The organism is Nostoc sp., assembly GCF_036917675.1.
In the GTDB taxonomy this organism is placed as follows: Bacteria; Cyanobacteriota; Cyanobacteriia; order Cyanobacteriales; family Nostocaceae; genus Nostoc.
The window spans coordinates 38,637-64,243 of sequence record NZ_JBALCT010000048.1 but is presented as its reverse complement, the minus strand read 5'-3'; the positions used below and the strand labels follow the sequence as shown (position 1 = coordinate 64,243).

At 41.6% G+C, this 25,607-nt stretch carries 25 protein-coding genes and 1 pseudogene; 18 read left to right on the top strand and 8 right to left on the bottom strand.

Annotated elements, in window-relative coordinates:
• Positions 1-204: 204 nt before the first annotated feature.
• The 5 genes from V7K31_RS16980 to V7K31_RS16960 all read left to right on the top strand — a co-directional run bounded on the left by V7K31_RS16980 (position 205) and on the right by V7K31_RS16960 (position 6,820).
• Positions 205-1,752 (top strand): FAD-binding oxidoreductase, encoded by a 1,548-nt coding sequence (locus V7K31_RS16980; RefSeq protein ID WP_335095524.1) that lies wholly within the window; start codon positions 205-207, stop codon positions 1,750-1,752.
• Between the two features lie 22 nt (positions 1,753-1,774).
• Positions 1,775-2,479: an actin-binding WH2 domain-containing protein gene (locus tag V7K31_RS16975; RefSeq protein ID WP_334947301.1), complete on the top strand. Its 705-nt coding sequence runs from the start codon at positions 1,775-1,777 to the stop codon at positions 2,477-2,479.
• Between the two features lie 42 nt (positions 2,480-2,521).
• The gene (locus V7K31_RS16970; protein WP_335095522.1) at positions 2,522-3,229 is read left to right on the top strand and encodes an actin-binding WH2 domain-containing protein; all 708 of its coding nucleotides are present in this window, start codon (positions 2,522-2,524) and stop codon (positions 3,227-3,229) included.
• A gap of 229 nt (positions 3,230-3,458) precedes the next feature.
• Positions 3,459-3,863, top strand: coding sequence for an NIL domain-containing protein (locus V7K31_RS16965; protein ID WP_334832194.1), 405 nt, complete (start codon positions 3,459-3,461; stop codon positions 3,861-3,863).
• Between the two features lie 89 nt (positions 3,864-3,952).
• Positions 3,953-6,820 carry an ATP-binding protein gene (locus tag V7K31_RS16960; protein WP_335095521.1) on the top strand — a complete coding sequence of 956 codons (2,868 nt, stop codon included), beginning with the start codon at positions 3,953-3,955 and terminating at the stop codon, positions 6,818-6,820.
• Positions 6,821-6,832: 12 nt separating this feature from the next.
• Here the strand turns inward: V7K31_RS16960 and V7K31_RS16955 are convergent.
• A pseudogene (locus V7K31_RS16955) lies at positions 6,833-6,970 on the bottom strand (hydrogenase maturation protease); the annotation flags it as partial.
• Entirely contained in the window at positions 6,919-7,233 is a 315-nt protein-coding gene (locus V7K31_RS16950; RefSeq protein WP_335095519.1) for an XdhC family protein, read from the bottom strand. The gene V7K31_RS16950 and the pseudogene V7K31_RS16955, both read right to left, overlap by 52 nt.
• Positions 7,234-7,315: 82 nt before the next feature.
• On the opposite strand from V7K31_RS16950, the gene V7K31_RS16945 reads away from it, so the two are divergent.
• The 3 genes from V7K31_RS16945 to V7K31_RS16935 all read left to right on the top strand — a co-directional run bounded on the left by V7K31_RS16945 (position 7,316) and on the right by V7K31_RS16935 (position 11,169).
• Positions 7,316-8,440: an AAA family ATPase gene (locus tag V7K31_RS16945; RefSeq protein ID WP_335095518.1), complete on the top strand. Its 1,125-nt coding sequence runs from the start codon at positions 7,316-7,318 to the stop codon at positions 8,438-8,440.
• Positions 8,437-8,928 (top strand): hypothetical protein, encoded by a 492-nt coding sequence (locus V7K31_RS16940; protein WP_335095517.1) that lies wholly within the window; start codon positions 8,437-8,439, stop codon positions 8,926-8,928. The genes V7K31_RS16945 and V7K31_RS16940 overlap by 4 nt, the downstream gene beginning before the upstream one ends.
• Before the next feature lie 138 nt (positions 8,929-9,066).
• Positions 9,067-11,169: a hydantoinase/oxoprolinase family protein gene (locus V7K31_RS16935; protein WP_335095515.1), complete on the top strand. Its 2,103-nt coding sequence runs from the start codon at positions 9,067-9,069 to the stop codon at positions 11,167-11,169.
• 75 nt (positions 11,170-11,244) lie between these two features.
• Here the strand turns inward: V7K31_RS16935 and V7K31_RS16930 are convergent, their stop codons facing one another.
• Positions 11,245-11,592, bottom strand: coding sequence for a hypothetical protein (locus V7K31_RS16930; RefSeq protein WP_335095514.1), 348 nt, complete (start codon positions 11,590-11,592; stop codon positions 11,245-11,247).
• 63 nt (positions 11,593-11,655) lie between these two features.
• Positions 11,656-13,140, bottom strand: coding sequence for a CIA30 family protein (locus tag V7K31_RS16925; RefSeq protein ID WP_335095513.1), 1,485 nt, complete (start codon positions 13,138-13,140; stop codon positions 11,656-11,658).
• Between the two features lie 135 nt (positions 13,141-13,275).
• Between V7K31_RS16925 and V7K31_RS16920 the strand changes: the two genes are divergently transcribed.
• Both V7K31_RS16920 and V7K31_RS16915 read left to right on the top strand, forming a co-directional pair.
• Positions 13,276-13,785, top strand: a complete 510-nt coding sequence (locus V7K31_RS16920; protein WP_335095512.1) for a HugZ family pyridoxamine 5'-phosphate oxidase — start codon at positions 13,276-13,278, stop codon at positions 13,783-13,785.
• A gap of 152 nt (positions 13,786-13,937) precedes the next feature.
• Positions 13,938-14,846, top strand: a complete 909-nt coding sequence (locus tag V7K31_RS16915; RefSeq protein ID WP_335095511.1) for an alpha/beta fold hydrolase — start codon at positions 13,938-13,940, stop codon at positions 14,844-14,846.
• Between the two features lie 46 nt (positions 14,847-14,892).
• Here V7K31_RS16915 and V7K31_RS16910 read toward each other — a convergent pair whose 3' ends face one another.
• The gene (locus V7K31_RS16910) at positions 14,893-15,015 is read right to left on the bottom strand and encodes a hypothetical protein (protein WP_335095510.1); all 123 of its coding nucleotides are present in this window, start codon (positions 15,013-15,015) and stop codon (positions 14,893-14,895) included.
• A gap of 84 nt (positions 15,016-15,099) precedes the next feature.
• On the opposite strand from V7K31_RS16910, the gene V7K31_RS16905 reads away from it, so the two are divergent.
• The 5 genes from V7K31_RS16905 (at position 15,100) to V7K31_RS16885 (ending at position 19,972) form a co-directional block, all read left to right on the top strand.
• Positions 15,100-15,426 (top strand): hypothetical protein, encoded by a 327-nt coding sequence (locus V7K31_RS16905; RefSeq protein ID WP_335095509.1) that lies wholly within the window; start codon positions 15,100-15,102, stop codon positions 15,424-15,426.
• Between the two features lie 166 nt (positions 15,427-15,592).
• A complete protein-coding gene (gene efeU / locus V7K31_RS16900) occupies positions 15,593-16,426 on the top strand; it encodes an iron uptake transporter permease EfeU (protein ID WP_335095508.1) in 834 nt (277 codons plus the stop codon).
• Positions 16,427-16,457: 31 nt separating this feature from the next.
• Positions 16,458-17,648, top strand: a complete 1,191-nt coding sequence (gene efeO / locus V7K31_RS16895; protein WP_335095507.1) for an iron uptake system protein EfeO — start codon at positions 16,458-16,460, stop codon at positions 17,646-17,648.
• Positions 17,649-17,680: 32 nt separating this feature from the next.
• Positions 17,681-18,940 carry an iron uptake transporter deferrochelatase/peroxidase subunit gene (gene efeB, locus V7K31_RS16890; RefSeq protein ID WP_335095506.1) on the top strand — a complete coding sequence of 420 codons (1,260 nt, stop codon included), beginning with the start codon at positions 17,681-17,683 and terminating at the stop codon, positions 18,938-18,940.
• 357 nt (positions 18,941-19,297) lie between these two features.
• The gene (locus V7K31_RS16885; RefSeq protein WP_335095505.1) at positions 19,298-19,972 is read left to right on the top strand and encodes a VOC family protein; all 675 of its coding nucleotides are present in this window, start codon (positions 19,298-19,300) and stop codon (positions 19,970-19,972) included.
• Between the two features lie 162 nt (positions 19,973-20,134).
• On the opposite strand, the gene V7K31_RS16880 is transcribed toward V7K31_RS16885, so the two are convergent.
• Positions 20,135-21,067, bottom strand: a complete 933-nt coding sequence (locus tag V7K31_RS16880; protein ID WP_335095504.1) for a glycosyltransferase family 2 protein — start codon at positions 21,065-21,067, stop codon at positions 20,135-20,137.
• A gap of 301 nt (positions 21,068-21,368) precedes the next feature.
• Complete coding sequence (locus V7K31_RS16875) at positions 21,369-21,593, bottom strand: Uma2 family endonuclease (protein WP_335095503.1); 225 nt, start codon at positions 21,591-21,593, stop codon at positions 21,369-21,371.
• A gap of 315 nt (positions 21,594-21,908) precedes the next feature.
• Between V7K31_RS16875 and V7K31_RS16870 the strand changes: the two genes are divergently transcribed.
• Complete coding sequence (locus V7K31_RS16870; RefSeq protein ID WP_335095502.1) at positions 21,909-22,691, top strand: methyltransferase domain-containing protein; 783 nt, start codon at positions 21,909-21,911, stop codon at positions 22,689-22,691.
• A gap of 62 nt (positions 22,692-22,753) precedes the next feature.
• Positions 22,754-23,305, top strand: coding sequence for a hypothetical protein (locus tag V7K31_RS16865; RefSeq protein ID WP_335095501.1), 552 nt, complete (start codon positions 22,754-22,756; stop codon positions 23,303-23,305).
• 109 nt (positions 23,306-23,414) lie between these two features.
• Here V7K31_RS16865 and V7K31_RS16860 read toward each other — a convergent pair whose 3' ends face one another.
• Positions 23,415-24,593: an extracellular solute-binding protein gene (locus V7K31_RS16860; RefSeq protein WP_335095500.1), complete on the bottom strand. Its 1,179-nt coding sequence runs from the start codon at positions 24,591-24,593 to the stop codon at positions 23,415-23,417.
• 344 nt (positions 24,594-24,937) lie between these two features.
• On the opposite strand from V7K31_RS16860, the gene V7K31_RS16855 reads away from it, so the two are divergent.
• Positions 24,938-25,309, top strand: coding sequence for a hypothetical protein (locus V7K31_RS16855; protein WP_335095499.1), 372 nt, complete (start codon positions 24,938-24,940; stop codon positions 25,307-25,309).
• Positions 25,310-25,607 lie beyond the last annotated feature (298 nt).

Here is a 25,607-nt window from a genome sequence, read left to right as displayed (position 1 = left end):
CTACAGGTTTAGTCGTGAACATACTTTTGTAATTCGTAATTCATAAGTAGGTAGGCGTAATTAAATATAAGATCAAACCTCACCCTCAATCCCTCTCCGTGAGTTCGGAGAGGGAAGCCGGAGGCAGGGGTGAGGTTTTATTGGCCATGATCTACTTGCTTCATTATCAGGTAGTTTTGGAATGTAGACTTGAGTTTTTCCAAAATGTCTTTAACTGAAGAAATTCTTTCCCAATTACCAGGCGATGTTTTTGCAGGGTTGCGCCAAGGCGATCGCATCTTAACATCTCTGCGCGAAAACTCCGCACCTATCCCAACGTTAGTTAAAGAAAGTCAACAGCCTTTAGGTGTCGTAGACTTCGATGTAATTATCTGCGGTGGCACCTTGGGCATTTTAATTGGTTGCGCTTTGGCGGTGAAGGGACTGCGGGTGGCGTTGATGGAACGGGGAATTTTGCGGGGGAGGGAACAAGAATGGAATATTTCTCGCAAAGAATTAGATGTGTTTGTGGAATTGAATTTGCTCACAGAGGAGGAATTAGCAAGTGCGATCGCTACTCAATATAACCCAGCACGAGTTAGTTTTGATGGCGGTACGGAAGTTTGGGTAGAGGATGTCTTGAATATCGGCGTAGATCCAGTTTATCTACTGGCTACTTTAAAAACCCGATTTCTCGCCGTTGGTGGAAAGTTATTAGAAAATACACCCTTTACCGAAGCGGTAGTTCATCCAGATGGGGTGATGGTAAATAACCAATTCAAAACTCGGTTATTAATCGACGCGATGGGACATCTTTCACCCATCACTCAACAAGCACGCCAAGGCAAAAAACCAGACGCTTTGTGCTTAGTTGTAGGAAGTTGCGCCCAAGGTTTTCCAGAAAATAACTCAGGGGATTTATTATTATCATTCACATCTTTGCAGAATCAATGTCAGTATTTCTGGGAAGCCTTCCCAGCCAGGGATGGCAGAACCACTTACTTATTTACCTACATGGATGCAGATCCGCAACGTTTGAATTTAGAAGCTCTGTTTGAGGAATATCTGCGTCTGTTACCAGAATATCAGGGAGTGGAATTGAGCAAGCTGAAATTTCAACGGGCGCTATTTGGTTTCTTTCCCACCTATCGCCAAAGTCCACTAAAAACCCCTTGGAATCGCATTCTAACAGTGGGAGATAGCAGTGGAAGTCAATCTCCCTTGAGTTTTGGTGGTTTTGGGGCAATGGTGCGTCACCTGAAGCGTTTAACATTTGGTATTTACGAAGCGCTGGAAACGGAACAATTATCTGCAAAAGCGATCGCATTGCTGCAACCCTATCAGCCAAGTTTGACTGTTACCTGGTTGTTTCAAAGGGCGATGAGTGTTGGTGTAAATCAGAAAATCGCGCCCGATCAAATTAACCAACTACTCTCGGCGGTATTTCAGGAAATGCAACAGTTGGGTACACCAGTGCTAAAACCATTTTTACAGGATATAGTACAGTTTTCGGCACTAACGCAAACACTGTTAAAAACTGGTTTATTTCATCCGGGATTAGTTGCCAAGATAATTCCGCAAGTAGGTTTAGGAAGTTTGTTAGATTGGCTGGTGCATTACGGGAATTTAGGTGTATATACTGCCTTGTTTTGGTTGAGTCCAATGTTAGAAATATGGATTAAGAATCAACCAAATGAACAACAATATTATTGGCATCGTTTGATTGATGCCTGGAAGTATGGTTCTGGCGGTGATTACTCAGATGAAACTTGAATAATATCTGGATGAGGATAACATGATTGAACGGAAATCTTTAGGAATAAAATACTTTGCAGTATTGATTGGATTCCTGCGCGATCGCCCAAGTTTTCTAGAGGAAGTTCGCCAAGGTACAAGATTACCAACTAAAATCATTTCTCTGCTGGTTTGCAGTTCCTTATTTCTCGCGGCTTATGGCGGAATCATTGGTGCATACCATAGTTGGATGCAAGCTATATCTTCCGCCATTAAACTCCCAGCCCTTTATTTAATCACACTGCTGATTTGTATCCCGACGTTGTTTTTTGCTAACATTATTTTTGGTTCAAAGCGGACTTTTGCACAGCATTTAGCATTAGTATTGACTGCGGTTTCAGTCACGAGTGTACTTTTATTTAGCTTTGCACCAATCACACTGTTTTTCTTAATTACCACCAATAATTACCAATTCTTAATTCTGTTAAATGTCTTTATCTTTGCATTGACTGGATTTATTGGTGTCTCGTCTTTATATCACGCCACGAGTTTAGTTTTAGAACAAGATAATGAAGGTAGTAAGACACGCCAAAAGATTTTACAATTTTGGCTATTTCTTTATGCTTTCGTCGGTAGTCAGTTAGGATGGACTCTCAGACCGTTTTTTGGTACACCTGGTTCTGCCTTCGAACTGTTCCGCGAAAGAGAAGGCAATTTCTATTTAAGCGTCATTAAATCTATTAGCTATCTTTTGGGAATCCGTTAATTAGTCATTAGTAATTTAACAAAATATCCCATATATAAATTTATGCTGAAAAAACAAAATCACGGAATTCAACAGTTTGGTGTTTTAGTTAATTTACTCCGCGATCGCCAAGCTTTCTTAGAAGAAATTCGTCATGGAATAAGATTACAAAATAAAATCAGTTCTCTATTCGTAACTAGTTCCATTTTCTTTGCCATCTATGGCGCAATTATTGGGGCATCTCACAGTTGGGCACAAGCATTATCTGGTGCTATTAAACTTCCGCTATTTTATTTATTAACACTGATTATCTGTTTTCCAACTTTGTTCTTTTTTAATGTTTTGTTTGGTTCGCGGAGCAGTATTCAACAGCATTTTGTTGTGTTGCTCACATCTGTATCAGTGATTAGTGTCCTTTTATTTAGCTTGGCGCCAGTTACGCTATTTTTTCTGATCACTACACCCGATTCTTATCAATTTTTTAAATTGTTGAATGTGTTAATTTTTGGCATTACAGGCATCTTTGGCGTTAAATTTTTGTATGAAGGAATGCAACTACTTTCTCAACAAGATGAAGTTGGCAAAAAAACCCGCACTACTATTTTAAGATCCTGGCTATTGCTTTATGCTTTTGTAGGTATGCAGTTAGGATGGTTTCTCAGACCGTTTTTTGGTGCCCCTGACTCTAAATTTGAATTGTTTCGGGCGGTGAAAGGCAACTTCTATCTGGATATTGTAACGGCGATTTCCGAAATTTTAGGTTTGCGTTAATCTAAGATTTATCGTAAATTAAAGGGTTTAATATCATGTCCGGGTAATTCGTTGTGATTCCCATAGTCATTGCACCCCACCCCTTAATCCCCTCCCCGGCGGCGAGGAGGGGAGACAAAGCATAGCTTTGGCTCTTTGGGGTTCTTCGGGTTTAATAAGTAATCAAGCGCACATGATATTAAATGTATTTTAGATTACGCTACAACAGAAAAAATCCTCTACTAAACCTGTGAAAAAACGAGTAACACTCACCTTCCCGAAACGCGCCGTGCAAATGCCAGTAACTTACGTACTGGCCAAAGAGTTCAACGTCGCCGCCAATATTATCCGCGCCCAAGTTGCCCCAAATCAAATTGGCAAACTGGTAGTAGAACTAGCGGGAGATATCGATCAATTAGATGCAGCAATCGAGTGGATGCGATCGCGCCATGTTAACGTTTCTTATACATTAGGCGAAATTGCAATCGACGAGGATGTGTGTGTCCACTGTGGCTTGTGTACTGGGGTTTGTCCTACTGAAGCTCTCACCCTTCACCCAGAGACACACAAGTTGACATTCACGCGATCGCGCTGTATCGTCTGCGAACAGTGTATCCCCACCTGTCCCGTACAGGCAATCTCTACTAACCTTTAATGCAATCAAGTCTTTGTTCAGAACATTAAGGAGATGGGAACTATAGCTAATACAGCTTAATTACAATATCCCACCCAGCACTGCCAATCATGTCCCATACTGCTGATGCCACTTTCGGCGAATCTTCATACCCTCGCTTGACTAGAAGCCTGAGTGCTGTTGAAAGTTGGGGCTTTGGTTTGACAGCTCATATTTCCTGGACAGCATTGGTTCCAGCAATTCATGCTGCTCTCGGTTCCCAAGCTATTTTTGTCTGGATACCTGCGGTAATTTTGGGAATGCTGCTTAACTATCAGGTAAAACGCTTGGGTATGCATTTTATAAATGTGGCGGGAGGAACACCTAACTATGCTACCAAGCTGCTGCAAAACTACCCCGGACTAGCTCGCTATGCCGCTATTGGATACCTCCTCAACTGGGTTTCCTACCTGGCAGTTAATACGATAGTACTCAGAGATTTAATTAAGGTGAATTTGGAGGCGTTGGGTATTACATGTCCAGAAATATTCCTAGATATTGGCTTTACAATATTGCCGTTTATTGTGGCGTTTAGTGGGACTCGCGCCCTGAGTATTTTACATTTGTTTTTTGTAATTCCAGCCTTTGGACTGCTAATCACCTTCTGTGTGCAAGGTCTTGGCTGGTTAGCGTTCTCTGATGTTAGTCCGGGGTTTTTTCCTAGCAATTGGTCATCTTTGGGCTTCGTGGATTGGGCAAAGTGGTTCTTTTTCGTCACCTATGCAACTTACAGCTGTGAAACGGCTTCTTCCTTTGTCGCCGATAGCCGCAACCCCACTCAGACGCTGCGTTTTCTAGATGTTGCGGCTTGGATGATGCCACCCATCTTTTTGGGGGGGTCTTGGGTAGTGATGCGGTTAGCAACAGATTCAAACCTCAAAGACAATGCTTTTCTGAATCTTGTGGCGGCTTCCCAGCCCTTTTGGGGAAAATCAGCTGCTGTAAGTGTTTCCTTTTTGCTAGTAGCTGCTTGTCTACTAGGTTCGGCAACGGTCGTTTCTAATTGCCCGCGAATTTTGTATCAGCTGGCTTTAGATAACCACATTTCACCAGTATTTTCCGTTGTATCACGCCGGGGTGTATTTGTCCCAGCATTGACCTTGACACTGGTGTTGTGCTCGGTCTATCTGATTTGGGGAGATGTAGAGCGAATTGTGGCTATTGGTAACATCGGGTGGTTTGTCTCCTTTATGTTATTCCATTTAGGGCTTTGGCTGCGGCGCGATCGCCCGGAAGTTTTGTTTGGTCGCATATCTCTAGGCATTCTGCTGTTAGAAGTTGTGGTGCTGGTGGTGGGCGGACTTGCTTGGGGTTGGCTCAACTTGCTAATTGGGCTATTATTTCCCATTGGTGTGATGGGAATAGATGCAGTGATTCGTCGCGTGGCCTTCCCGCCATTCCATCGCAGTTGGTGGATGCGGCGATATCGCACGCGCCCTGTGGTAATTATCAAAGACTCAGTAATTCTTCAGGTGTTCATCTTGATTTTTTTACTGTGCAGCGCAGTGGGAATTGGCTGGTTATTTGGTGTCAAACTTAACAAAGTTGCAACTGCGGCGGGTGAAAATCTATTTGTGGTGCTACTGATGAGTGTGGCATTTGTGGGAGTAGCGATCGCCTGTTGGACAAGTTTACCCCAAGTAGTGGCGATCGCAGAAGCACGAGAAGCCGCCGAACACCTGTTTACTGTCGCCCAGGATAGTATTTTAGTCGTGGATGATCGAGGCATTATCCAGCAGGCTAATCCAGCCACTGAATCTTTCTTTGGTGTCAACCCTTCTGAGTTACTGGGAAATCACCTCAACAAATGGCTGACTGCATTAGTCTACTATCCAGACCAGTGGACAAAACGCAGCGAACAAAACCTACTTAGCAACGGCAAAAACAAAATCCTGGAAGTTTCCATTTCAGACCGACCCCATCAGGATTTTCAGGAGTATGTCGTCATTCTCCACGACATTACCCAGCGCAAACAAGCAGAAGAGATATTGCGACACTCTGAAGCAGAATTGCGCCAAGAGGCAAAGCATCTAGCATCTCAACTAGTGCAGAGTGAAAAAATGTCCGGCTTAGGGCAGTTGGTAGCAGGTGTAGCGCACGAAATCAACAACCCGGTTAATTTTATCTATGGCAATATCACTTTTGCCAATCAATATATCCAAGATTTACTTAGTTTGTTGCAATTATATCAGCAAAACTATCCTAATCCAGTAACTAAAATTCAAGAAAAAACAGAAGCCATCGACTTAAATTTTCTGATAGCAGACTTGCCAAACTTGCTAACTTCTATGACAGTTGGTGCTGAAAGAATCATAGAAATAGTCTTATCTCTACGAAACTTTTCTCGCTTAGATGAAGCAGAGATGAAAGCTGTGAATATCCATGAGGGTATCAATAGTACGTTGATGATTCTGGAACATCGCCTCAAGCCTAAATCTGACTATCTAGCAATTGAGGTCATCAAAAAGTACGGCGATCTACCATTAGTAGAATGTTATGCTGGACAACTGAATCAGGTATTTATGAATCTTATAGCAAATGCGATCGATGCAATTGAAGAGTCATTAGTCATTAGTCATCCGTCATTTTTACAAGACAAAGATAGAAGTCTGAGCGGAAGCTTCCGACCATCAGAAGTTCTCGTAGGGGAGACGCTATGCAAACGGGGACAAATTCAGATTCATACTCAACTCACCAGCGAAAAGCAAGTAGTTATTCGCATTGCTGATAATGGTTTAGGCATTCCAGAAAAGGTACAACAACAGTTGTTTGAACCATTCTTTACTACTAAACCAGTTGGGAAAGGTACGGGGTTAGGTTTATCTATTAGTTATCAGATTATCACTCAAAAACATCAGGGAAAATTACAATGTATTTCTGCTCCTGGACAAGGTACAGAATTTGTAATTGTAATTCCGCTAAACCAGCAGAATACGTAAATTGTCAACATCATCTAACGTAGTTAAATTTTTAACCAACCCTGGGGTGAGTTGGTGGACAGCAATAGATTTCACATTTGATAGATGCAACGCTTTAGCTATTCGTTGCCCAATGCCATCATCACTACGCAACTCATTACCATAAACAATTGCGGCGCTCGGACTTCTGGTGTTTGGCTAACGATGGGAAGTCCTACAGGTGCATAGAGGCGAGATAGCCAGCTTTCACTTTTGCCTGCTTGTCGCAATTGCTCGAAGATGGTAGCAATCTTGGCGCGACTTCCCATCACGCCGATGAAAGCAAAAGGGAGCGATACAACTCCCATTTCTTGAGGATAGCGTTTGTTATGAAAGTAAATGTAATCTAATATGTAGCTAATCCCTCTCTCGATCAGCAAAGCACCCAAATTCACAAGACGTTCCTGGCAATGCTTATTCACTACTTAGGGAGATCAAAAGGTTCTTTCACTTTCCACTCCTCGGAATCGTTTTCCTATGCTCCAAAGACTGTATATAAACAACTTCAGATGTCTAGAAAACTTTGAACTGAACATAAAGGGGATGCCATCTGCTCTCTTTATTGGAAAAAATGGTGCAGGTAAATCAACTATTGCCTCTGGATTAAAGGTACTTCAAAATATTAGTCGAGGCATCAATAGAATGCGCGAACTTGACTCTCTTAAGCTTATTGGCCCGAAAGATTTTACTCGGAGAAGATATGATGTACCGATCCGCATTGAAATAGAAGTATTACTTAAGGAGAAATTATATAAATATGTCCTGGCGTTTGACTTGCCAGAAAAATTTAAAGAACTGCGAGTTTTTGAAGAGCAACTGTTAGTTTCAGGAGAACCAATTTACTCTCGAAAAGAAGCTCAAGTCACTCTTCACACTAGCTCACAAAATCGTGAAGCTCAGTTTCTGGTAGATTGGCATCTTGTTGCCCTTCCAGTCATTCAGGAGCAATCAGAAACAGATCCGCTTCGTATTTTCAAGACTTGGCTTGCTCGCATGATCATTTTAGCCCCGATCCCAAGCTTGATGACTGGAGACTCCAACGGCGAAACTTTGGAGCCAAAGCCAGACGGTTCAAACTTTGGGGAGTGGATTTCTGGGTTACTCAGTCGCTATCCTGCCGCCTACACAGAGGTTGATAAATATCTCGGAGAAGTTATGCCTGACATTCAGGATTTTTTGAATGAACCAATCGGCAAAGACTCTAAAAGCATGATCGTTCGGTTTGAAGCAAATAATGCGACTCTGAGTGTTGACTTTGAAAGCTTATCTGACGGTGAGAAATGCTTTTTTCTTTGTGCTGTCGTCTTAGCTGCCAACAAGTTCTATGGACCACTTTTTTGCTTCTGGGATGAGCCTGACAACTATCTCTCCTTGTCAGAAGCTGGAGATTTTGTCACATCACTGCGACGCTCATTTAAGAATAGTGGTCAAATTTTCATGACTTCGCATAATGAGGAAGGAATCCGAAAGTTTTCAAATGAAAATACCTTTGTACTTGATCGAAAAAGCCACTTAGAGCCAACTTTAGTCAGATTGCTCAGTGATATGTCTGTTCAAGGTGATCTTGTAGATGCCTTGATTCGTGGCGATATAGAAATATGAGCAGCAATAAGGATAAACCGCACATTCTTGTGTTGCCCGAAGATGATGCTAATCGCCAGATTGCGAACGGATTTATTCTTGATATAAGTCTCAATAGCCACGCTATTCAAGTCCTACCAGCGGCTCGTGGTTGGAAAGACGTTGTGGAGAAATTCACGAATTCTTATGCCTCTACAATGCGACAATATCCACACAGAATGATTGCTTTGCTGATTGATTTTGATGGGAATGAAGATAGATTGAGTTATGTAAAGGATAAGATTCCAGATGAATTAGAAAATAGAGTATTTGTTCTTGGAGTGTTATCTGAACCAGAGAGGTTAAGAAAAGATATTAAGAGGAATTTTGAAAAGATCGGAGAAGCTCTTGCAAAAGATTGCTCCGATAACACGAATAACTTATGGGGACACGATCTTCTCAAACACAATCAAACTGAGTTAGCTCGGATGATTTTATCTGTCAAACCGTTTCTGTTTAATTTGAAATGATGTTAGTGAATGGCAGATACCTAACTTTCTGCTGCAACAGATGGAACTGAAATCTCGATAGTGATGTAAAGGGGATCTGCCGCCGTTGAGCTTCACCCTTACACGATAGGCTACGATCGCAATACAGGACACAGAGTAATGTTGAAAGTTTTTGCTGATAGGGGTGGTACATTCACAGATATTGTTGCTGTTACTGATAATCAGGACATTATAAACAAACTATCAAGATATCCTGAACGTTTTTTAATTGTGACTCTGCCTAATCAGCAATGGATTATAGTCTACAAACTACTTTCAGAAAATCCCGAACAATATCAAGATGCAGCCATCCAAGGTATACGGGATATCATGGGTATTTCCAGGAACGAACCGATTCCTACTGAAGCGATAGAAGTGGTAAAAATGGGGACAACAGTAGCAACAAATGCGCTGTTAGAACGCAAAGGCGATCGCGTCGTTCTTCTGATTACCAAAGGCTTTAAAGATGCGCTGCGAATTGGCTACCAAAACCGTCCTAACATCTTTGCCCGTCATATCGTTTTACCAACTATGCTTTATGAACAAGTAATTGAGATTGATGAACGTTATGATGCTCATGGAAATGAATTAATCCCGATAAATATTGAACAAGTTAAAAACGACTTGCAAGCAGTTTACAACACAGGAATTCAGAGTTGTGCTATTGTTTTTATGCACAGCGATCGCTATCCTTACCACGAACAACAAATAGCCAAAATTGCCCAAGAAATCGGCTTTACGCAGATATCTGTATCTCATCAAGTTAGTCCGTTAATGAAATTAGTTAGTCGAGGGGATACAACAGTAGTCGATGCTTATTTAACTCCGATTCTACGTCGCTATGTCAATCAAGTAGCGAGTCAGTTACCTGGAGTCAAATTAATGTTCATGAAATCTGACGGGGGTTTAGTTGCAGCCCAACAATTTCAAGGCAAAGATAGTATTTTGAGTGGCCCGGCTGGCGGTATTGTCGGCGCAGTTCAAACTAGTAAAAGGGCAGGTTTTGAGTTAGTTATTACCTTTGATATGGGAGGGACAAGTACAGATGTCGCCCACTTTAAAGGAGAGTATGAACGACAACTAGATTCGGAAATTGCTGGGGCGCGGATGCGAGTTCCTGTATTAGCAATTAATACCATTGCTGCTGGAGGCGGTTCAATTCTCTTTTTTGATGGTTCTAGTTATCGTGTCGGCCCTAAATCTGCTGGTTCAAATCCTGGCCCTGCTTGTTACCGACGCGGGGGGCCATTAACGGTTACTGATGCCAATGTGATGTTAGGCAAAATCCACCCCCAATATTTTCCCTCAATTTTTGGAATGGATGGCAATTTACCTTTAAATAAAGATACTGTCATTCAGCAATTTACACAATTAGCCGCAGACATTCAAACTGCTACATTAAATGATTCTACTCCCGAACAAGTAGCGGCTGGATTTATGGCGATCGCAGTGGAAAATATGGCGAACGCAATTAAAAAAATTAGCCTGCAACGGGGTTATGATGTCAGCCAATATGTGCTTTGTTGTTTTGGTGGCGCAGGTGGGCAAGTTGCTTGTTTAATTGCTGACACCTTGGGAATGAAAAAGATATTTCTACATCCTTATGCTGGTGTTCTTTCTGCTTATGGAATGGGATTAGCTGATGTCCGGGCAATTAGAGAAGGGGGAGTAGAACGGCCTCTGACTCAAGCATTAATTCCTAAATTACACCAGTTAATGGAATATTTAGAAACTCAAGCTAGAAGTGAAATAGATCAAGTGCTTAGTCAAGTAGAAATAGTCCAAAAAGTTAACTTAAAATATCAGGGAACTAACTCTACATTGACCGTTGATTTAACTGATGAAGTAGCAGTGATGCGGCAAGACTTTGAGGCTGAACATAAATCCCGTTATGGTTTCATTCAATTAGAGAAAAGCTTAATTGTTGAATCCGCCTCAGTAGAAGTTATTCAGAAGATGGAGACTCCGGAAGAACCTTTAATTATTCGTACTCGCCCTTTAGATAAACCTCCTACATCTATTGAGATTGTAAGAATGTTTAGTAATAATAGATGGCATAATACTCCTGTTTATCGGCGAGAAGATTTACAACCAGAAGATAGTATTAATGGGCCTGCGATCGTTGTCGAAAAAATTAGCACAATTGTAGTGGAACCTAACTGGGAAGCAAGATTAACTGAACGTAATCATTTAATTTTGCAACGTCTGGTATCTAAGGGTTGACCAGAGTTGTTTTGCTACCGCAAAAAAGTAGATGGTAGATTAAGATGCTGAAAAATAGACAGGTAATTTAAATATTCAGCGAGTTTCTAATTTAGAAACCCGCTCCTCTAATTTGTTAACTTGTTGCTTCAATTCAATCACCAAAGTTGCCAGCCGATCAAACATCGGATCTTGCTGTGATAAATTACCTCTCGAACCAGTTAACTGTCGTGGGGTAAGTGTTCTTCTTGGGGATGGAGACTGGCGGCCTTTACCCAGTTGAGACTCTATCTGGTTTAACCGCGACTCGACACGATTAAAGTCCGCTTCCAGGTTGTTGATGCGGGACTCCACTTGCTGCGATGAAGCAGTGTTTGCAAATAACCCACCCCAGATAATTGTTGCTAAAATCCCAGCAAGTATTAGCACTTGGATTTTTTTCATAGCAGTCTATTTAGACAGTATGTGTTGGTATGGCTACAGAGTATAAGTCTGTAGACACTTCACTTATTTATCCTGTTCTAAGTGAGAAAATAGCTTCTGCCAATCGATAGAGTTAAGAGTATTATCTCCCTGTTTTACCTCAAAGGTGACATTAGAAGCGATCGCTAATTTTAGGGCTTGCACGCAAAGTTCTGCCACATCCTCACGGCTGATTTTGCCCTTAATATTATCGCCTTGCTCGAATATTAATTCCTTACCCCCTGCTTCCTCAGTTAAAGCACAAGGTCTAATAATCGTATAAGGAATTCCGCTTTCTCTCAAACTATCTTCTCCCTTCAACTTCCAAGTTAAAATTCCTCCCAATTGGTCATTTAATTTCACTGCTGGCGGTTCTTCATCTAAATTAATGCCGGGGCGTCCGGGACGAGTCACACCTGCTGAACTGACGAGGATAAATTGTGGTAAATTTGTCCCGCCGTAAGCTTTAATTGATTCCAACTCCAAAGCAAAACCACCAGGGGAAAATTTGGGATTCAAAGCCCCATCATATTCAAATTTACTCAACATCAGTTGGAATGAACAAACTCTATTCTGTTCAATTGGCGGCGCATCTTTGACAAGTTTTGCCCGAAAGACGGGAACCAAATCTGCAAAGGGAATGTGAACATCTATCCAAGTATTAGCTACGGTATCGAAAGAATAGCTGTAGCCAACGCCATCCCATTTTGTATCTGTCCGTAGGAAGATTTTATAACGCTGGCCGTCACCTTTGACGCGCAATTTCACACCTTCATAACCAGATAAGTTGAAGGGTGGATCAAAATTCTTGGTTCTGATAGAAGCAAATCCGCCAGAGTTAGCGGTGGAGACATTACCAGCAAATAAAGCTGTATTTTCCCCTAATTGGATATTACTGGCACTCACGCCACCCATGACGACATCATCCAGCGCTCCCCAGTTATCCTTTAATTCTGCTGATGGCTTTGTGAAATCAAATATCGGTTTTTCCTTGGCTTGGGGTAAATATTTTGCGGCGGCTTGGACTAAGTTTTTAACACCTTGATATTCGACATTTTCTGGAGTATCGCCAACAATTTTTGGCTGGTATAATTTAACACCTTGATAATATTTGGCTCTATCTGCTGTGTCTCCCTCAACTGGTTGCACGCGCACTGCTGTGCAACAAACTACAGCTTGGATATCAGCCATAACTAAAGGAGTTAAAGTTTCTGGTTGAGTGATATCCGCAACCACTAAGTCTATATCATTACCAATAATTGACCGCGCTTTGTCAATGTCTCGAACTAGGGCGCGAACTTTATAACCCTGTTCGAGCGATCGCCTGACCACTCGTTTACCTACACCACCTGTTGCACCTGCTACTAATATTACACCCACGTTTCTTCCTCCATTGGGTCTATCTTGATTATCCTTAGGACGACCTTGGATTAACTGCTGTAGACAGTTAAGAAAAGGAATTACCTCAAAATAAGTCAGGGTTTCGATAAACCTGCCTAAGTCCCATTGAGAACGATTTTTGTCAGTCATATTTGCGTCCTCATAACTTTCTCCAGTCTAGCCCAATGTCTGTTTCTGGAAATCCTCCGGTACTCATAACTTGGATAATGCTGAATCACGTTAGGATACTTAATTAGGTGTTGGTAATCAAACGGTAATTTACTTATGAGTCAACTTGAGAACATTCAAGCTGAGTACGAAAAGTTTCCTGAAGAATTTGAGAGTGTAATCATTAGCACCGTGAGCGCACAAGCAATACCCAATGCTAGTTATGCTCCCTTTGTAATGGATGATTCCAAGAATATCTACATTTACGTCAGTGGTCTTTCGACTCATACGAAAAATATTTATGCCAATCCTCATGTTAGTGTCTTGTTTATCGAGGATGAAGCTAAGAGTAATCTAATTTTTGCCCGTCGTCGTCTGAGTTTTGATTGTACGGCAACTTTGATCGAGCGTGAAACTGATGAGTGGAATCAAATTGTTGAGCAATTTCAAGAGCGGTTTGGTGAAATTATCGAGGTTTTGCGCGGCTTGTCTGACTTTCGGATTTTCCAGCTAACTCCGAGTGAAGGTCGTTTTGTAGTTGGTTTTGGGGGAGCCTATCACATCAGTGGTGATAACCTTAATCAACTTGTTCAGATCACAGGAGATGCCGATAAAAAGGAAGGATGAATTATGAATTAGTTTGACTGTATGTAAATTAAATATGGAACAGCTTAGGAGACAAAAAGTTTACTTACTCCCAGATTTATCGGTAAGCTTTACTTTATACTTCGTAATTTTGCCTTCGGGTAAAGTGCCATTAAACTAAACTCTTTAATTTTATGCTTCAGTTTCAACCTCCTGGCTTTGGACATAAAATCATCCATACATCGTTGGGGGCAATGGTTTACTATACCCAAACGAATGCACCTTGGGCGAACGCCCAAGGCGTTGGCGGAGCGATCGCTGATACTGAAGATATACGCCCATTATTGTTTCTGCATAACTTTGGTGGTGGGGCGTCTGCATACGAATGGTCTAAAGTTTACCCGGCTTTTGCCTCTAATTACCAAATTTTAGCCCCCGATCTCATCGGCTGGGGAGAATCGGCTCATCCAGTCCGGGATTATAAAATTAGGGATTATCTCAGCACGATCGCAGAGTTTATCATCCAAACTTGTCGCCAGCCGGTGACGGTGGTAGCCTCGTCTCTAACAGCCGCTTTTGCTATCCGCCTAGCTATTGTTCAACCCAATTTATTCAAAGCACTATTTTTGGTGTCCCCCTCTGGATTTGATGATTTTGGAGAGGGTGCTGGACGCAGACTTCCGCTTTCGGCGATCAATACGCCTCTGTTGGACAATTTTATTTATATGCTTGGTGCTGAAAATGAAATTGCAGTCCGAAATTTTTTACAAAGTTTTCTGTTTGCGAAGTCACAACGACTATCCCAAGAGATGGTGGAGGCTTATTTAACCTCTGCACAACAGCCTAATGCCAAATTTGCCGCTTTAGCATTTTTGCGGGGCGATCTTTACTTTGATCTGAGTTTATATATTCAACAACTGACAATTCCCACGGTCATTTTTTGGGGAGAAAAGGCACAATTTACCAACATCAAACTAGGACGACGATTGGCAAATTTAAATCCCAGCGCAATTCAAGATTTTTATGCGATCGCAGATGCCGGAATTTTACCTCATTTGGAAATACCAGAAGTTTTTATTGGTCTATTGCAACAGTATCTTTAGAAGAGACGCGATTAATCGCGTCTGTACAGGAGTTAACTTTCACCTGTTACCTAGAAACCAACTGTGCGTTTAATGCTTTAGTGATGCGATCGCCAGAAGCTTCTAAGTGGGTTAGGGTGTAAATATCAAGGTTTTCACCCTCCGGGTTCGTAGTCGCTTCTGGTGACATACTCCTGCACTGATTGCAAGCAATACAGTGTAGGCGTATCTCTTCCAATCCGGCTACTGCTGTGCGTAGGCGTTGAGCTTTGTTTTGAGTCCACGAAATGCCCTACCGCAGACTATAAATTTCTTACCTTGTAAGAAAGCCAATTTCACTGTCCTGGATGAGATGCTGGCTTATTCGGGCTATCGGACAAACCCGGAGGTAATTCGCATTAATCAAGATGTGCCTACTTACTTCTATGCTGTGCAACGGAGTCGCTTACCAATAATCGCAATGCTACTGGACAGAGGCTTATCAGACACGAATAGGGGTGAAGCTAACCAAAATAACGCTACCAGAAATATGCATATAAACTCTCATATTTTGCTCGTTTCCTCCATGTCACAACAGCCTGAAACAACCAAATTTCGTTAATACACAGGATAGTTATTTTGTACAGTCCGTAAGTCCTAAATTCAACCGAAAATTTATTCTTCCAGGACTTTAGAGATTTTTTCACTCGCACTTATATACAAATGTTCTCAAGTAAGTTATTATTCTGATGATGATTTGATAGTAATTATAACTAATAAGGTTATCCATGCTTTTTCCCTTCTTGATCATGTTCCGAGAGGGCGTTGAAGCTGCACTTGTCGTGGGGATAATTGCCAGTTATCTTAAGCAAACTGGACGTACCCATTTGATGAAGTCAGTTTGGATTGGCATCGCACTAGCGACTTTTATTTGTCTAGCTGCTGGGATTATTTTGCAAATAACCAGTCAGGAGTTTCCGCAAAAAGAACAGGAGCTATTTGAAGCGGTAATTTCCATCGTCGCAGTTGGGGTTCTCACGTGGATGGTTTTCTGGATGCGCCGTGCGGCTCGTTCGATTAAAGGTGAGTTACAGTCTCAAATTGAAACTGCCATTCAGTCGGGGGATAAATGGGGTACAGCATTAGTGGGGATGGCATTCTTTGCAGTACTGCGGGAAGGTCTGGAAACAGTAGTGTTTTTGCTGGCCACGTTTCAGCAAAATTTGGGAATTCAAGCTCCCGTGGGGGCATTGTTTGGATATGCAGCCGCACTAGCCGTCGGTGTAGGCATCTATCAGGGTGGTATCCGCATCAACTTGAAGCGATTTTTTAAATGGACAGGAGCCTTCATTATCGTGGTTGCTGCTGGACTCTTAGCAAGTGGGGTGAGAGCTTTCCATGAAGCCGGAGTGTGGAATTCACTACAAACAGTGGTATTCGATGCTAGTGGTGTACTTCCCAAGAACGGGTTCCTCGGTTCACTTTTGACAGGATTTTTTGGCTATAACGATACCCCGACTGTCAGCGAGGCGATCGCCTATTTTGGCTATCTAATTCCTACCATGTCGCTGTTCTTCTTGGGGGATAACGCCAGACAGAAAAGTACAGCAAGGCATTCCTAGCTACTTCAATAATTTTTAGGAAAATACAAGAATGAAAAATGTTTTAAAGTACTCAACAATTATCTGTCTAATTGCCTTGACAGTAGCTGCCTGTGAATCCAACAAATCAAGCGATACTTCCGCGAATAATTCTCCAGAAGCTAAGGTAGCGAGCGATACCTCTACTAAAAATTCTACCGAAACTGCTTTGGCTGTGACAGATAAAGGTTGCGAACCAAATCAGCTGACACTAGCATCTGGGGAAAACAACTTTGTGCTTACCAACAAAAGCAGCCAACCTTTGGAGTGGGAGATTTTGTCTGGGGTGAAAGTCGTTGAGGAAAAGGAAAATATTGCTCCTGGCTTCGTTCAAAAACTCAAAACCAATCTAGAACCGGGTGAATATGACATGGCTTGCGGTTTACGCAGCAATCCCAAAGGGAAAATCACAGTCAAGGCAGCAGCTGGAAATTCTCAAGCCAAAGGGACTGTAGACCAAGGTCAATTAGTCGGTGCGATCGCAGAATACAAAGTCTACGTCACTAAAGAAACTAACCAACTGGTGGCAGACAACAAGACCTTCACAGATGCCGTGATTGCTGGCGACCTTGCCAAGGCTCAGAAACTCTATGCCTCCACTCATGTTCACTGGGAACGCGCCGAACCGATAGCTGAACTTTTCTCCGACCTCGATAAAACGATGGATTCCCGTGCTGATGACTTTGCCAAAAAAGAGGCTGATCCACAATTCACTGGATACCATCGCATTGAGAAAGCTTTATTCCAGGACAAAACTACAAAAGGCATGAAACCTTTTGCCGAAAAGCTACAGAAAGATGGACTAGAGCTACAAAAGCGCATTGCCACCTTGACCATTGAACCGAAAAATATGGTTGGCGGTGCTGCTGGCTTGATTGAAGAAGTGGCTGCTACCAAAATTTCTGGGGAAGAAGACCGTTACAGCCATACTGACCTCTGGGACTTCAGCGCTAATGTAGATGGTTCCCAAAAGATTGTGGAGTTATTGCGCCCCGTCATCCAAAAAGCCAACCCAGATTTATTAGGGCGTGTAGATGCAAATTTCACCAAAGTTAACCAAAAACTTGCTAAATACAAAACCCCTGATGGTGGTTTTGCTACCTACGATAAGGTGAGTGAAGCAGATAAAAAAGACATGAAAACAGCGATCGCTGCCCTTTCTGAAGATTTATCTCAGCTGCGCGGGACTCTGGGCGTTAACTAATTGATCAAGAATTCCTAGAGGGGTAGTAAATTATGTCTATTACAAAGCAACCAAGTTTACGCATTACTCCCCGCATCAGCCGTCGTGACTTGTTAATCGGCATGGCAGCAGCAGGTGGAGTAGCAGCTTTGACGACTTTGGGTTATCGGACTCTTCTCTTAACAACTCTTGACCCATCTGAAGAGGTTGTGCCGTTCTTTGGGCTTCACCAAGCAGGTATTCTTACCCCTACTCCTGCTTCGGGGTTGATGGTCGCATTTGATACAACTGCTACAAATAAAGCAGATTTAGTGCGATTGTTCAAAACTTTAACTGAGCGCATCCAGTTTCTCATGGCAGGGGGAACACCCAAGCCACGGGACCCCAAATTTCCACCCAGTGATTCGGGGATTATGGGACCTGCGATCGCTCCCAATAACCTGACAATCACTATAGCTGTGGGTAACTCACTGTTCGATAACCGCTTTGGACTCGGCAACTTGAAACCCAAGCGGTTAGATACTATGGCCAATTTTCACAATGACCAGCTTGACCCAGATTTATGTCATGGGGATATACTGTTACAATTCTGTGCGAATACTGAGGAATCAAATCTCCACGCTTTACGCGACATCATTAAGAACTTGCCTGATTTGATAACTTTGCGTTGGCAAATAGCCGGGTTTCTGCCGCCAAATACCCATAAAAAACAAGGCAAATCGACGGTGCGTAACCTGCTTGGTTTTAAAGATGGCACAGCAAATCTAAATGCAAGTGACGAAAAGTTGATGAACCGAATTGTCTGGGTACAGCCAAACAGTGGTGAACCCGCTTGGACAGTAGGAGGAAGCTATCAAGTGGTGCGGGTAATCCGCAACTTAGTCGAACGTTGGGATCGCACACCACTACAGGAGCAAGAGACAATTATTGGACGAAACAAGGAAATTGGCGCACCTTTGGGGATGAAGCACGAGAAAGATATTCCTAATTATGATCAAGACCCTAAAGGTAAACAAATTCCTTTAGATGCTCATATCCGCCTTGCTAATCCTCGCAAATCAGAGTCGAGTTTGATTCTGCGGCGTGGTTTCAATTATTCACGCGGGTTTGACAAATCTGGACAGTTAGATATGGGTTTATTGTTTGTCTGTTTTCAAGCTGATTTAGAAAAGGGATTTGTGACAGTGCAAAATCGCCTGAAAGGAGAACCTTTGGAGGAGTACATTCGCCCCATTGGTGGGGGATATTTCTTCGCTTTACCTGGTGTCAAGGCTGAAGGAGGTTATCTCGGCCAGTCATTACTAGAAGCTTAACTTTTAATTTTTTGGCGATGATTAACAGCTTGTAATAATAGAGATTCTGGAAAAGCGATCGTTTATCTTGCAGATTTACCACCAGTAAACTGCGCTAGTTCTTCCCGCCTAGTAGTTACCGCGATCGCACTTGACATTAGCTCAAAGCAATCTTAGCTATGATGGTAGATATAAGCTCTGTTTCTGAGCCTCAATGTTAAATACGAAGGAACATGGATTAAATAAAATGCAAAACGTCATCCTTTCTCACGATCCCTCTCCAATATATCGCAGAGGGATTGAGGGTGAGGTCAGCCAGGGACATAAATTGTATGTTATTTAATTCTTATTCCTAAATCATTTTTATAGGTGAGTATTATGAGCAATAACCTTCGAGCAGACGCTGCAAAAGATTTTAACTTAGCCGAGACTTCGATGAATAAGGAGTCGCCTTTTGTGGAAACTGACGGATTGCTCTTATATAAACAAGAGTGTAAGACTCCCGAATTCTTAAACTCATCCTTTTGCATACATCTATTTGGTGAACTAGTTGTCGTAGATCACTATGTACTGTTGTTTCCTGATCCAGAAACTCTCACAGACTACACAAAGACTCTGATCAACTATAATGCCAAAATCACGGAAGGGCCAGGAAAATGGCCTGATGATTTTTGTCCAGAGCAAAACCTATTGCCCGAAGATGCTAGCATGTACTTTCTCTCTGCCTTAATGCCGTCAGGCATGGTTTTGGTACTGCTTGCGCCTAATACGCCACATGAACAGATCGCTAGCTTATTTGAGGAGCAAGGTTTTAATACTGTCCATCACGTTGCCATTCTTGTTAATGATATCTATGCAGCAGCAGAGGTATGGCAGAAAAAGGGCTTTATTCCTCTGTCTATGACTCCTCAAGAAGATGGTTCCTTGTGCCAATGGTTTTTCCGCAACTGGGCAGGCCAGATTATAGAGCTAATCTGCCGCCGATGGATGGGGAAAGAGACTTTTACCTGCGAGAATATTGCTGGTTTACGCCTTTCAGAATTGGCAGCGTGAACTTGTCAGTATAATTCGTAATTCGTAATTCGTAATTATTTGGTCAGCTATGCTCCCTGCGACGGTGGTTAGCAGCTTGTAGTAATAGAGATTCGGCAAAAGCGATCGCATGACTCTCCCGGTACAAAACACCGGGAGTAGCCTAACACGCAACTTGGGTTATTATGCAGGCCATTTAGTGCTGTAAGCTTTAGTAAATGACTCGGTAATTTCCTTTGTTTTAGCTCGGAATGGAATATCTATCACAATATAAAATAACCATTTTGCAGCTAGATAAAATTGTCGCTCTTTGATAAATATAAATAGACGATTCGGTGTTTGTAGAACTTGATGATAAGGATGATCATCAAAAATTTTATTCAGATATACTTTTGTCACTAGTCGTTTTAGCATCAATAGAAACCCAAGAATTAACAAGGCATAGTACTGGAAAATAGATCCATATTTCAACTTCTCATAAAGGTAATTCAAATCTCCACCTAGTCCTCTCCAGGTTCTGTTTTCAGCAGGAGCATGGAAATGATTTGCTTTGATTGTTTCAGCCTTAATAATTTTGAAACCATGCTTTTGTATTCGTCGTGCTAACTCGTGTTCGTCGCAAGCACTGCTTCTAAAATATCGAAGATTTGTATCGAAGCGAAAACGATTAAAAATTTCTCGTCGTAATGACCAGAGGCTACCAGTGCCAAACGTTGGTGTTTCTTTTGCAGAACCACCTTGTTCGTAAATACATCCCCAAATAGTCATCACATCTGGATCTTCTGTGTAGATTTTGATTAATTCATTCAAGCAATCAGGAAATGGACTTACATCGTCGTCCATCAGGACAATAATCTCACCTTTGGTGTGAGCAACACCAAGATTTCTAGAAAAGCAAGCTCCTTTGTTCTGATTATTCCGTAGAACAAGAAGGTTTTTTATATTCTCGTCACCAGTCTTGAGAAAGCTTTGTGTATCGTCTGTTGAGGCATCATCAACTATTACTACCTCATAGTTTGGATAGTTGAGTTTAGCGATCGCTGGAAAACTGTAGCTACGTAAGCTTGAGGCTCTATTATATGTTGCAATTACAATAGATATAAGTGGCTGTTCCATATACTTTAATCTGTATATATTTTCTAATTTATTTAATTGAAGATTCTAAAAATTTAGATGAGAAAATCCCTAAAAGACTATAATAATTTTAAAAAATCTATACTTGTTACCGTATAATTACTGGAATCGTAAAAAATAAAAAAATTCCCATCTTTAGCTGAGTCTTTATTTACAGATAGCTAATTTTGGTGGACAATGTACACATAAGATTTGGAAACAGTATCCTTTTTTCATCACCTCCAGGTGAATTAAAACACTAGCGTGGAGATAGCGCAGACGCGCACTCGTGGGGAGAAGCAAGCTACGCGGAGCGTCTCGTAGAGAAGCGGCTTGTCGTTATTGGTTCTGCTGAAAGATTATTTTGATTTATCACAATCACATCAGGCGAATAACCTAATTCTCTGTTAGTAACTTTGACCAGTGCTTGTTTAGGTATGAGGTATGGGAGTTTTAATGGTTTGAACTCTAAAATTATTTCACCCGCTAAAAAACCATTAATCTCTTCATGATCTCCTACTGGTTGCATTTAAACAATTACCCCATCGTGTAGTTCATAGCGATCGCTATCTGGTTTCCAATTGAGGAATTCTTCAAAAGAGATTGTTTTTGGTAAGGCTTGAAACATCACACTTACTCCTGATGATGATTTAGAGTTTAGCCAATTACTTGGTATTACTCACTTGACCCTCAGTTCCCCGACTTATTTGAGAAGTCGGGGTTCTTTTCTCTCACGAATGATTTAGGATTGCTATAGATTCTCGACTTCTTAAATAACTTGAGAATCTAACGACTACAATAAAAAGGTTTTGTTATATTAAATTAAAAACCACCATAGTTATTTATGAATAATATTTCTACAAGCAATAATTGGGATACTGCCCTTTACGAAGATAAGCACGCCTTTGTTTGGCAGTATGGTGAGGACTTACTAAAATTTCTCAACCCTCAGCCAGGAGAATTGATTTTGGATCTTGGTTGTGGTACCGGACAACTCACAGAAAAAATTGCCCAAGCTGGGGCTGAAGTAATGGGAGTTGATCATGCATCCACGATGATCGAAAAGGCCAGAGAAAACTATCCCCATATCCGCTTTGATGTTGCTGATGCTAGAAACTTTCGAGTAGGCAAGCCACTAGATGCTGTGTTTTCCAACGCTGTATTACATTGGGTGAAAGAAGCAGATAGTGCGATCGCGATCGCTTCCATACACCAATCACTAAAACCAGGTGGGCGTTTTGTGGCAGAATTTGGTGGTAAGGGAAATGTGCAAGCGATCGTCAAAGCCTTATACAGCGCTTTAGAGTCCATTGGTATCCCTCAAGCACAAGTAGAGAATCCTTGGTATTACCCCAGTATTGGTGAATACGCCACCCTGTTAGAAGAGCAAGGCTTTGATGTCATCCATAGCACCTTGTTTGCTCGTCCAACTCCTTTAGCAGAAGGAGAAGCAGCTATGGAAAACTGGATTAAAATGTTCGCCAGCACTTTCTTAGCCAGACTTTCACCTGAGCAACAAATACAAATAATTCGCGCCGTGGAGCAGCAACTGAAAGCGACGCTGTATCAACAGGGAACTTGGACAGCAGACTATCGAAGAATTCGCATCGTTGCCATTAAACTTTAAATTGTGCGAATTTTGACTTCTGCATTAATTACAAATTACGAATTACGAATTACGAATAAGTTATGCATATACTCAAATTGTGCGTTCGCCCTTGGCGTTGGCACAGCCAACGCCAGACATCATTTTCATTACTATTAACCATTAGCCTCACCACTTTAGCCGTCCCGCCCTCACTAGCACAACCCCCCCCAATACCGTCGCCTTCTAGTGCGCCCCTGGAACTAGACTTATTAACCAAGCCAAAAGACTATGTAATCACAGCTAACACTATAAACCCAGAACGATTAACCGTTCCCAGTTTATGGTGGGCACAACAAAACTCTGAGAAAAAGCTATTGGATAATTGGATAGCATATCCAGCTTCTGACAAAGAACCTGCACGAGTAGACTTAATCGTGAATCAGCAAATTTGGAGCTTACTAGAGTATGTAGAGCGCTACGACTTCGTTAATCGCTTGGGTAGCGCTGCACGGAACTTTGGTTACAACGTCCGGGTATTTAATTATCAAAAAGAAGCCTTGGCAACCTATACTTGCAACTTTAATACAAGTCCAGCTTTATGCAATATCCAAACGACTATTAAGAACAAGATCGGGTTACTACGTTCACTTTAGTAAATAGTTAGGAATTAGGAGTACAGACGCGATTAATCGCGTCTGTACATGAGTTAGGAGTTAGGAATTATAAGAATTCTTTCCTCAATGCCCAATGCCCAATGCCCAATTAAACCTTAATTTTGGCGAATAAAGACTCGTATTGTTTTATTGTTGATGGTGGTAAGGGAAGCAAAAATTCACTTTTATCGAAAACTTCGCGTAGGCGTAGCCCGTCGTAGACATCGCTCTGCAAAATACTCCATAATGGTTCTTGGATATCAGAAGCGACAATATTTGTAGAAATTGGGGAATTAGTTTTGGTCAGCACTGAAATTTGTTTAGCTGTGCTTGGTTGCCAACAAAAATCAATCCATTGATCTGATAAAGTACCCTTAGTAACACCTGCGGGACGTACCCACAAGTCTGCCCAGATTGCTGTTCCTGACTGGGGGATAACTGCGGCAAGTTGTGGATAACGTCCCAGAGCTGGCAGTACATCGCTTGACCAACCAACGGCTAGCCAAGTGTCTCCCATAATTAGAGGTTCCAAGTAGTTATTGGAACTGTAGAACTTCACCTGTTGATTTAATGTCTGTAATTCCTTTTCCAAGTCTGGTACTTGGTCAAGATTCTCTGTATTGTAAGATTTTCCTAGCTTCTTTAAGACCAAACCAATAACTTCTCGTGGTTGATTGAGTAGGGAAATCTGCTGCTGCATTCCATCTCGCCACAAATCACTCCAATCTTTGGGTATCCATCCCAACTTTCGCAACTTGTCACGATTATAAACAATCACCGTGCTACCCCAACGGTAAGGCGCACCCCACACCTTCCCTTGAGTATCCAAGTTACCTTGGTCGTTGCGCGTTACCAGTTGTTTCCATCTTTCATCTAAAGCAGACCACTGCTTTAATTGTTTTCCCTGTACCTCTTGGAGTGGTTGAATTAATTTCTGCTCAATAGCTGCTTTTAACCAGTAATCTCCCAATGTCACTAGGTCTACGTCAGCCGCTTTTTGACCTTGCCTAAAGGGTATAAAGCGATTCCATCCCTGCTCATCAGTGGCTTTTGGTTTCTGCTGCCAATTTTGTAATTGCTGAAATAAATCCTGTATCTGCTCAACTGGAGCAAACTTTAACTGCACCTGTTGCTGCAAACTTTTGTGGAACTGATTAACTACTTGACCAGGTATAGAACCTTTTAATAACTGTACTTTTAGTTGCGTCTGGTTGTTTCCACCACAGCCAAAAAGCAGTTGTGAAAGTGCCAGTGTACTTGTACTTAGCAAAAAAGACCGTCGATCCATTGATTTTGGATTTGAGATTTTTGATTATACCTAATATTAAGCAGAGATTCACTAGCTGAAAAAGTGGAGTTGGAAAATTATCGGTATTTTTCTTGGCAATACGGTTAAATTTGAATATTTGACTCAAATTAGCAAGTTTTTCGGGAAATCACTACCTAAAGATTAACTTTTCTCCATAAATTGCCTTAGTGGTAGTTATGGTCAAGCTTTACTTATATTTATAATTAATAATTTAAATGTCACATTTCCACCAAAAATTATCAATACTTAAATAATCCCTAAGTATAATTAAGGTTGCGAGTAAATTGAATAACATAGAGAAAATTTGCGGATAAAGGTTTTAAATGCAGCTATTACAGCAACAGATCCTGACTTTAAGCGAAAAACTGGATGCCCTGTGCCAAGTAATTGAGCAGCTTGATGGTAAAGTCACTCAAGCTTTTTCAGAGTGTTCTTTAGCGAATACACAAGCAAAGGATAATTATCAGGGAAATGGCGCAGCTGGGGGCTACCAGTTCAAAGGACGTAACAGTTTAAATCCAGAAATGGCACACAAGGATGTATTGACAGATGGCATTTATCTAGACATGCATCGTCAAAGTGGAGATAACATAACACCAGAAATTCAAATACAACGACTGACAGCGCAATTAACAGCAGCATACAATCGGATTGCTGCTTTAGAAGAACAATTACTTAGAGAGAGAATTCATTAAATTTGACCTGAGTTCAACGAGTTAAAAAAATGGCTGAAGGTAGGGAAGGAAGGCAAGCCTTTAGGTTCAATGTCGAGCGATCGCTTTATCTCCATATATGTAAGTATAAGTAACTAATCTAGCCATCAAATTGATAAAAAACTTAAACACACTATTGCATATATTTACGTAAGAGTGTGATATATCTACGTATGGCTTTTAGTCAATACCTCACGATGAAACAAAAAAACAACAACCCTAAGACTCGTGTCTTTCGGGTATTGTATAGTTCAAAAACCAAGATTTTTTTATTAATCTG